Origin of the sequence: Priestia flexa NBRC 15715 (assembly GCF_001591565.1) — a bacterium.
GTDB lineage: Bacteria > Bacillota > Bacilli > Bacillales > Bacillaceae_H > Priestia > Priestia flexa.
The window spans coordinates 1-8344 of record NZ_BCVD01000143.1 but is presented as its reverse complement, the minus strand read 5'-3'; the positions used below and the strand labels follow the sequence as shown (position 1 = coordinate 8344).

Below are 8344 nucleotides of genomic sequence, written 5' to 3'. Positions count from 1 at the left end.
AAACTCTTTCTATTCTCCTCTATACCTTCAGCTCACCATGCTCCAGTCCCGACTTCTCAACTTGAATCGTCGAATGCTCAATGCCACACTGCTCGTTCACTAAGTTCAGCGCTTTTTGTAAAATAGCCTGGCAGTCCTGGTCGTCACTTACTTGTAAATGACAGCTAAAAGAATGAAGTCCCGATGTAATCGTCCATACATGAATATCGTGAACACCTTTTACGCCATCAATTTCTTTAAGTAGTTCCTTGATTTTATTTATATCTACGTGTGCAGGCGAACCTTCCATTAGGATATGAAAGCTATGAGTTAATACTCCCCACGCACTTTTTAGAATTAGGAGTGCAACCACAACGGAAATAATAGGATCGGCAATATACCAATTAAACAAAAGCATGAGCAGCCCGGCAACTAATGCTCCCACAGAGCCTAAAGCATCCCCTAACACGTGTAGGTATGCACTTCGCAAATTAACGTTATCCTTTACGTCCCCTTGTCGTAGCAGCGACCACGCACTAAGCAGGTTAGCACCTAAACCAATGGCTGCAATAATCATCATTGTACCGCTCGCAACCGTTTGTGGATTTAATACTCGTTCATATGCTTCATAAATAATAAAACCTGCGATAACAAAGAGAGTTACTCCGTTAAACAAGGCAGCTAATACTTCGAAGCGATAATACCCGTACGTTTTTTCAGATGAAGCTGCACGGTTTGCAAACCAAATGGCTACAAGACTCAGTGCTAATGAACTTGTATCCGAAAGCATATGACCACTGTCTGATAGAAGAGCCAAGCTATTTGTGACAAGTCCTCCAATGAATTCTAAAATCATGATACCCGCTGTAATACATAAAGCAATAAGCAACCCTTTTTGGTTGCCTTCACGCTGCATATCAAAGTGTTGATGACCATGGTGATCATGGCCGTGATGGTGATGATGGTGGTGGTGGTGGTGACTCATTCAATCTCCTCCCTATTCTTCATGCACGCATTCAATATGCTGAATCACTTGATTTAAAATACCTACAACATGTTCGTCTGCATATGTGTAAAAGTATGTATTTCCTTCTCTTCTGTATTTCACTAATCGTAAATTTCGCAAATAGCTTAGCTGGTGGGATACAGCAGATTGTGAAATATTTAATACTTCTGTCATATGGCCAACGGAACATTCTTCTTGAAATAGTAAATATAAAATTTTCATTCGTGTCGGATCAGAAATAGCTTTTAGCATGCGAGATGCTTCGTCGACTGTTCTGTCTGATAAAAAGTGATGGTCTTCTCTCTTCATTAAAGATTCCCCTTCCACAACATATGACAGTATATGAGCATATGCTCATATATATGATTGTAAATTCAATAAAAATATTTGTCAACTGTTACTATTTCCAGAAATACTGTTTTCATTACTAAGGAGTCGCACGCTCCTTCGCTTCATTATTTTTGTATTTAATCGTTTAAAACTAGATACAGCGTCTGCAATTTCTAGGCTAAATCAACAATTTTAAAAAAATAAGCCTAATTTCAAAAAAAAGCTACACAAAATTCAGAAAACTGTTATATAATACAATTAATAATAATAATCTGTATTAAAACAGATTGGGAGGAGAAATAACAATGAGCAGACAAGAGCGCAAGAATATGATTATGTTTATTGAAACAATTAAGGGGTTTGATCGTGAGACGTTAATGTACATGACGGATGCTGATATTGAGCATGTTTATTCATCCGCATACCGACTATATGAAGAACACTTAGACATGTGAGCGCATATACTCTTTTTAGGTTATAAGCGCCATTTTCACTATTCCTTCTGTAGCTATTCCATGTTATACTTTTGTTACTAATATATTCAAAAAAACTTTATAACAATTGTAAGACGTGCTGCTATCGCTGAGATGGCAGCTTTTGTGCTTTTTTAGGGGTAATGATTGTGATTATTCTTCTCAACTACTACATTATAGGAGGCTTTTTATGGAACAAACATTAGCAAAAAAACAAGAGAACCAATCGACTTCTTCGTTTCTTGCTGGCATGCAAACACACGGTGAATTGATTGCTGCTCTTGCAAGCGGCGTGCTTATTTTAGTTGCTTGGCTTTTATCAAAACAAGATGCTTCGACCTTATCTATTACGTTATTCATTCTGGCTTATGTTATTGGAGGATTTGCCAAAGCTAAAGAAGGTATTGAGGAAACGATTGAAAATAAAGAACTAAACGTGGAAATGCTGATGATTATTGCAGCCATTGGTGCAGCTGTGATTGGCTACTGGACAGAAGGTGCCATGCTTATCTTTATCTTTGCACTAAGCGGAGCGCTTGAAACATACACCATGAATAAAAGTAGCCGTGAAATTAGTGCTTTAATGGATTTACAGCCTCAAGAAGCAACGCGCTTAAACGGAGATCATGAAGAAGTCGTAGCCATCTCTGAACTACAAGTGAACGATACGTTGCTTGTGAAGCCTGGTGAACGTGTACCGGTAGATGGCATTGTCTTATCAGGTGAAACAACGATTGATCAAGCAGCCATCACGGGTGAATCCGTTCCTGTTTTAAAAGCGGCTGATGAAGAAGTGTTTGCTGGTACAGTAAATTTAAAAGGGGCTATCGTCATTAAAATGACAAAGCCAAGTACGGAAACACTGTTTCAAAAGATTATTCAGCTTGTACAAAGTGCTCAAAGCGAAAAATCACCTTCTCAGCTATTCATTGAACGCTTTGAAGGAACCTATGTAAAAGTGGTTCTCTCTGTTGTTGCCATCATGCTGTTCCTTCCTCACTATGTTCTTGGGTGGAGCTGGACTGAAACGTTTTACAGAGCAATGATTTTACTTGTTGTTGCCTCTCCTTGCGCACTTGTAGCGTCCATTACGCCAGCTTCGCTTTCAGCTATTTCGAACGGAGCTCGTAAAGGAATCCTATTTAAAGGAGGCGTCCATTTAGAGCGATTAAACCATTTAAACGCAGTGGCGTTTGATAAAACGGGGACGCTTACGAAAGGAAAGCCTGAGGTAACAGATGTACTCGTTCGTGACGGCGTTTCTGAAGATGAGTTTTTAATTAAAATTGCTTCCATTGAGCGTCAGTCAAACCATCCGCTTGCTCAGTCAATTGTGCAGTTCGCAAAAGACAAAAGGAGTCTTCAGCTACTTCAACCTGAATCTCTTGAAGATGTTCCAGGCTTTGGTGTTATTGGAGCGGTCCAAGGTAAGCAATGGAAGATTGGAAAAGCAGATTTCATTGGCAAAGATGATGCCACTTCGTTTAAAAACGGAGCTGCGGTAAATCTTGCTTCTGAGGGGAAAACCGTTGTTTATGCAAGAGATGAACACGGCGTTATTGGAATCTTAGCATTAAAAGACGTTGTACGAACAGAAGCAGTAGAAGCCATTAAAGTACTGAAATCACTTGGCATTCACACCGTCATGATTACAGGAGATAGTAAAAAAACAGCGGAAGCAATCGCAAAAGAATGCATGGTAGATGAATATATTTCCGAATGCTTGCCTGAAGCAAAAGTTGACAAAGTAAAAGAATTAAAAGAGAGATATTCGACTGTAGCGATGGTTGGAGATGGAATTAACGACGCACCAGCTCTTGCTACTTCTAATGTTGGAATTGCGATGGGAGAAGGGACAGACGTCGCGTTAGAAACAGCTGACGTTGTACTAATGAAAAACAATTTATCAAGAATTGCCGATGCTGTTAAATTATCTAAGAGAATGAACAGCATTGTTAAGCAAAACGTCATCTTCTCAATCAGCGTTATTTTCTTATTAATTTCGTCAAACTTCCTTCAAGTTCTTGATATGCCTTTTGGTGTTATTGGGCATGAAGGAAGCACAATTCTTGTTATCCTAAACGGACTGCGCTTATTAAAGTCTTAACACAAAAAGAGGCCCTTCACCAGGCCTCTTTTTTTATAAAAGCATATTCCTTAATGGTAGCCGTTTTGCCCATTTTGGCTATTACTTGTCTTATGCTTTGGATGGCTTTTTTTGTTTTGTTTCGTGTTGCTTCCGTCTTTTTTCGTATGTTTTGTCATGGTAAATCCCCCTTTCATTTCACCATTAGTATGCCCGCTTCCTACTCTTCGTTTCATACCAATATATGCAAATAGGGTGGTCGCCTTATGCTTTGATTGCTTTTTTTCGCTCATAAAAAATGGCGTTAATTTCTCCACCAATGACAATAATCATTCCTGACAAATACAGCCAGATCAACAATACAATAATGCCGCCTAAGCTCCCGTACGTTGCCGTATAGTTTCCAAAATTATTAACGTAATATGAGAAAATAAACGACACAACCGTCCAACCAATTGTTGCAAAAGCAGCTCCTTGTACAACATTTTTTAAAGTCAAGCGCTTGTTAGGAGCAAAATAGTATAAACCCATAAAGACAATAAACAGGATAATACCGCTAATAATCCACCTAGAAGCAGCCCATAATGATAAAAAGGTTTCAGATAATCCGAAGGTTGAGAACAGATAAAAGCCGACCATATGACCAAACACAGGTAATAACAGCGCCACAATAATCACGAAAATCATCGCAAACGTTAGTAATACAGCCATACCTCTTGCCACTAGAAAAGGACGATTCTCTTGCACATGGTAAGCACGGTTAAATGCTCGCACAATGGCATTAATTCCGTTAGATGCTGACCACATTGTCGCGATGATCCCAAACGATAACAACTTTCCGTTATGAGAGCCAATAATATTATCTAGATTATTTTCAATCATACTCATTGCTTGATCTGGCGCAAAGCTTTCAACAAGCTCCAATAAATCAGGTGCTTGAACGGGCAAAAAACCAATGAGCGTAATGAGAAAGATTAGAAACGGAAAAAGCGACAAAAGCAAATAGTATGCTAGCTCCGCTGACAGGCTTGGCAGTTCATCGTTATGAATGCGAGCTGCTAATTCTTTTATAAAAGCTACAATCTTTGTTGTGTCGGCCATATGCTCACCTCTCAATTATTTCTGTTCATCTTGGCCATACTTATGTGAGAAAGTCTCCTTTGTTGTTTTTACTACGTCTAATACCTGGGGAGTTGTTTTCTTAAGCTGTTCCACCTGTGTCGTTAAAAACGAAACATCATCGGATACTTGTTCAATTGTTTCACGCACAGCAGCATATTTTTCTTGAAGATTTTGCTTTACCTCATCTGGATGTTTAATCATATGTACCGTCTTATTTTTAACAGCTTTACTGTTTTCAATAACCGTTCTACGCGTATTTTTATCAAGCATTGAAATTGCAGCACCAGCTATTGCTCCAATAATAATCCCTTCAAGAAGTTTACTTTTTCCTTGACTCATATTCCCACTCTCCTCTTGTTTAGTTAGCTTAATTTCTGCTCTTTTATGATTTCTTCTACTAACTGCTTACATCCTGCTGTAACCAGGCCGTATACCTCATCAAAATCCCCCGTATAATAAGGGTCAGGAACATTTTCAACGGACAAATGTGGAACATAATCTAACAGACGCTCAATGCGTACATCACGATGATGTCCAGCCATACGTCTTAAGTTCCCCACGTTTTCAGCGTCCATGCCAATAATATAATCAAATTGATTAAGATCTTCTTCAATAACTTGGCGCGCTGTTAAACCTGTAACGTCAATTTGATTGTCCGTTAAAATACGAAGCGTTCCTTCATGAGGTGGCTTGCCCTCATGCCAGTTTCCTGTTCCGGCTGAATCAACCTCAATTTGCTGTTCGAGCCCTTTGTCTTTTACGAACTTTCGAAAGATTGCTTCTGCCATTGGAGAGCGACAGATGTTGCCAAGACATACAAATAGTACTTTAACCATAGTTTCGACTCCTTTCTCTTATTACAAACATTATATACAAGCCTTTTCATTTAAGAAAACCCTGTTTTTGGTCAAAGAGTTTGACAACACAGTGTTCTTCTTATCAAAACATGTTACAATGAGAAAAAAGCTCGGAAGGATGAACATAGTGGATTTATCAGTAAAGTCTCCAGAAAACATTACGTTTATGATTGATCAAATTAGCGAAAAGCTTCGCATGTTAAACATCGGTGCAATTAAAGGCGATGCTTTTGATGAAGAAATGTACGAGGATTTAAAATATTTATATGAAATGGTTATGCGTAAAGACTCATTCAGTCCAAGTGAAATGCAAGCAATTGCAGAAGAATTAGGGGCGTTACGCAAGTAAGCTTAAGCTTCACAAACGCCGTCAATGCCTGCTCTGTACATTGGCGGCTTTTTCTTACCCACATCACTTCTTCCAACTTCACGACATTCGTTTATTTTTCTTTAAAACATTATACGAGTAGAATATTCACAAAAGTCTTTCTTTTCCGATAGTAATTGACGACTTCTCAAAATACAGATACAATGTATCGCAATACCTATAAGCATACACTCGTATAATCTTGGAAATAGGGTCCAAGAGTTTCTACCAAACTACCGTAAATAGTTGGACTACGAAAGTTGAACATTTTTATACCTCTATATTACTTCCGAGCGGTGTTCTACTCTTTTTAGTCCTTCATTGTTTCACAATGAGAGGAGATAAACCATTATGTCAAACCATTCACTTAAAAAGCAAATTGCTGTTGCAAATAAACAAATTCCAGCTGACTTAGTCATAAAAAACGGACGTATTATCGATGTGTTTACATTAAGCGTTCTTGAAGCAGACATTGCCATCGCGGACGGAATGATTGTTGGCCTTGGTGAATATGAAGGCAAACAAACAATCGATGCGACTGGCAAATATGTCTCACCTACTTTCATTGATGGCCATGTTCATATTGAGTCATCAATGGTCACATCGAAAGAGTTTGCAAAGCTTCTCGTACCGAGAGGCGTTACCACTGTCGTAACTGACCCTCATGAAATTGCCAACGTTTCAGGCGAAAAAGGCATTGAATTTATGCTCCAAAACTCTGAAAACCTTCCGCTTGAAGTACTTATTAACTTGCCATCAAGCATTCCAGCTACTCCGTTTGAAAGCTCTGGAGCTGTCTTAAAAGCAGAGGACTTACGACCTTTTTTCAATCATGAACGCGTGATTGGTTTAGCGGAAGTTATGGACTTTCCTGCTGTCCGTGATGCGAACGATGATATGCTTGCTAAGCTTCAGGCAGCCAAAGATCATCAAGGCGTAATCGATGGCCATGGAGCCGGATTGGATGCAACAGGGATTAATATTTATCGAACAGCTCACATTTCAACGGATCACGAATGCGTAACAGCTGATGAAGCACTCGAGCGCGTTCAGCGTGGCATGCACGTCCTTATCCGTGAAGGCTCTGTTGCCAAAGATTTGAAGCAGTTGCTGCCGGCTGTTAATGAGCGCAACGTTCGACGATTCTTATTCTGTACAGACGATAAGCATCTAGATGATTTGCTAGCCGAAGGATCTGTTGACCACAACGTTCGCCTTGCAGTGAACGAAGGTTTGGACCCACTTATGGCAATCCAAATGGCATCATTAAACGCAGCTGAGTGCTACGGTTTAGCGCAACAAGGTGCTGTTGCTCCTGGATACAAAGCAAACATCATGCTATTTGATGAACTAGAAAATATTTATGCGTCAACGGTTATTACAAATGGAGAAGTAGTGGCCAAAAGCGGCCAGCTTGTCGTTGAACCGGCTAATGAAACAAACGAGCCTAAAGACTTGATGCACTCGGTAAATTTGAAATCTATTTCCATTGAACAGCTGCAAATTAACATGAAGAACAATAAAGCAAATATTATTGAAATCATTCCAAACCAGCTTATTACCAACCACGTAGTGGAAGAAGTAGTAGTTGAAAACGGAACGTTCACGATTGATACAGAGAGAGATCATTTAAAATTAGTCGTGGCCGAGCGCCACCACCAAACGGGCAATATCGGCCTTGGGATTGTCAAAGGGTTTCAATTAAAAGACGGAGCCATCGCAACAACGATTGCTCACGACTCTCACAATGTTGTAGCTGTTGGTACAAATGACCGGGATTTATTGATGACCATTAAAGAAATGGAAAAAACCCAAGGTGGAATTGTACTCGTAAAGGATGAACAAGTGCTTGCTTCTCTTCCACTTTCAATTGGAGGCCTCATGTCTCCTCTACCTTACGAACAAGTAAACAAAGAGCTTCACGTTCTACATGAAGCATTAAAAGGATTAGATATTAGCGATGCCTTCAATCCATTGCTTACTTTATCTTTTTTAAGCTTACCCGTTATCCCATGCTTAAAATTAACGGATAAAGGACTTTTTGACTTTATGAGCTTTAAACATATTGATATAGAAGCGAATTAATTCACAAAAAAGCTCACTCTCGTAATGGGGACTGACCCC

General features: G+C 39.4%; 9 protein-coding genes and 1 riboswitch. Of the genes, 4 read left to right on the top strand and 5 right to left on the bottom strand.

Going from position 1 to position 8344, the window contains the following annotated elements; translation table 11 throughout:
* Positions 1-19: 19 nt before the first annotated feature.
* Complete coding sequence (locus BFL01S_RS17585) at positions 20-964, bottom strand: cation diffusion facilitator family transporter (protein WP_061786490.1); 945 nt, start codon at positions 962-964, stop codon at positions 20-22.
* Positions 965-976: 12 nt separating this feature from the next.
* Positions 977-1294: an ArsR/SmtB family transcription factor gene (locus tag BFL01S_RS17580; protein WP_025907506.1), complete on the bottom strand. Its 318-nt coding sequence runs from the start codon at positions 1292-1294 to the stop codon at positions 977-979.
* 326 nt (positions 1295-1620) lie between these two features.
* Between BFL01S_RS17580 and BFL01S_RS17575 the strand changes: the two genes are divergently transcribed.
* Both BFL01S_RS17575 and BFL01S_RS17570 read left to right on the top strand, forming a co-directional pair.
* Entirely contained in the window at positions 1621-1770 is a 150-nt protein-coding gene (locus BFL01S_RS17575) for a BH0509 family protein (protein ID WP_035319822.1), read from the top strand.
* A 208-nt stretch (positions 1771-1978) separates the two neighbouring features.
* Positions 1979-3895 (top strand): heavy metal translocating P-type ATPase, encoded by a 1917-nt coding sequence (locus BFL01S_RS17570; protein ID WP_061786489.1) that lies wholly within the window; start codon positions 1979-1981, stop codon positions 3893-3895.
* A 243-nt stretch (positions 3896-4138) separates the two neighbouring features.
* Here BFL01S_RS17570 and BFL01S_RS17560 read toward each other — a convergent pair whose 3' ends face one another.
* Genes BFL01S_RS17560 through BFL01S_RS17550 form a run of 3 tightly spaced genes read right to left on the bottom strand, consistent with a single transcriptional unit; the run spans position 4139 to position 5832 of the window.
* Positions 4139-4975, bottom strand: coding sequence for a YihY/virulence factor BrkB family protein (locus tag BFL01S_RS17560; RefSeq protein WP_025907509.1), 837 nt, complete (start codon positions 4973-4975; stop codon positions 4139-4141).
* A gap of 15 nt (positions 4976-4990) precedes the next feature.
* Entirely contained in the window at positions 4991-5335 is a 345-nt protein-coding gene (locus BFL01S_RS17555) for a hypothetical protein (protein WP_025907511.1), read from the bottom strand.
* 23 nt (positions 5336-5358) lie between these two features.
* Positions 5359-5832, bottom strand: a complete 474-nt coding sequence (locus tag BFL01S_RS17550) for a low molecular weight protein-tyrosine-phosphatase (RefSeq protein ID WP_061786488.1) — start codon at positions 5830-5832, stop codon at positions 5359-5361.
* Between the two features lie 148 nt (positions 5833-5980).
* On the opposite strand from BFL01S_RS17550, the gene BFL01S_RS17545 reads away from it, so the two are divergent.
* Together BFL01S_RS17545 and ade are read left to right on the top strand one after the other, a co-directional pair.
* Positions 5981-6202, top strand: coding sequence for a DUF1128 domain-containing protein (locus BFL01S_RS17545; protein ID WP_025907514.1), 222 nt, complete (start codon positions 5981-5983; stop codon positions 6200-6202).
* Between the two features lie 190 nt (positions 6203-6392).
* A riboswitch (purine riboswitch) is annotated at positions 6393-6494 on the top strand.
* A gap of 77 nt (positions 6495-6571) precedes the next feature.
* Positions 6572-8305, top strand: coding sequence for an adenine deaminase (gene ade / locus BFL01S_RS17540; protein WP_061786487.1), 1734 nt, complete (start codon positions 6572-6574; stop codon positions 8303-8305).
* Positions 8306-8344 lie beyond the last annotated feature (39 nt).

Bases quoted from the DNA above. Each gene is read 5' to 3' on its own strand.
- BFL01S_RS17585 (WP_061786490.1), bottom strand. From the start codon at position 964: ATGAGTCACCACCACCACCACCATCATCACCATCACGGCCATGATCAC.
- BFL01S_RS17580 (WP_025907506.1), bottom strand. From the start codon at position 1,294: ATGAAGAGAGAAGACCATCACTTTTTATCAGACAGAACAGTCGACGAA.
- BFL01S_RS17575 (WP_035319822.1), top strand. From the start codon at position 1,621: ATGAGCAGACAAGAGCGCAAGAATATGATTATGTTTATTGAAACAATT.
- BFL01S_RS17570 (WP_061786489.1), top strand. From the start codon at position 1,979: ATGGAACAAACATTAGCAAAAAAACAAGAGAACCAATCGACTTCTTCG.
- BFL01S_RS17560 (WP_025907509.1), bottom strand. From the start codon at position 4,975: ATGGCCGACACAACAAAGATTGTAGCTTTTATAAAAGAATTAGCAGCT.
- BFL01S_RS17555 (WP_025907511.1), bottom strand. From the start codon at position 5,335: ATGAGTCAAGGAAAAAGTAAACTTCTTGAAGGGATTATTATTGGAGCA.
- BFL01S_RS17550 (WP_061786488.1), bottom strand. From the start codon at position 5,832: ATGGTTAAAGTACTATTTGTATGTCTTGGCAACATCTGTCGCTCTCCA.
- ade (WP_061786487.1), top strand. From the start codon at position 6,572: ATGTCAAACCATTCACTTAAAAAGCAAATTGCTGTTGCAAATAAACAA.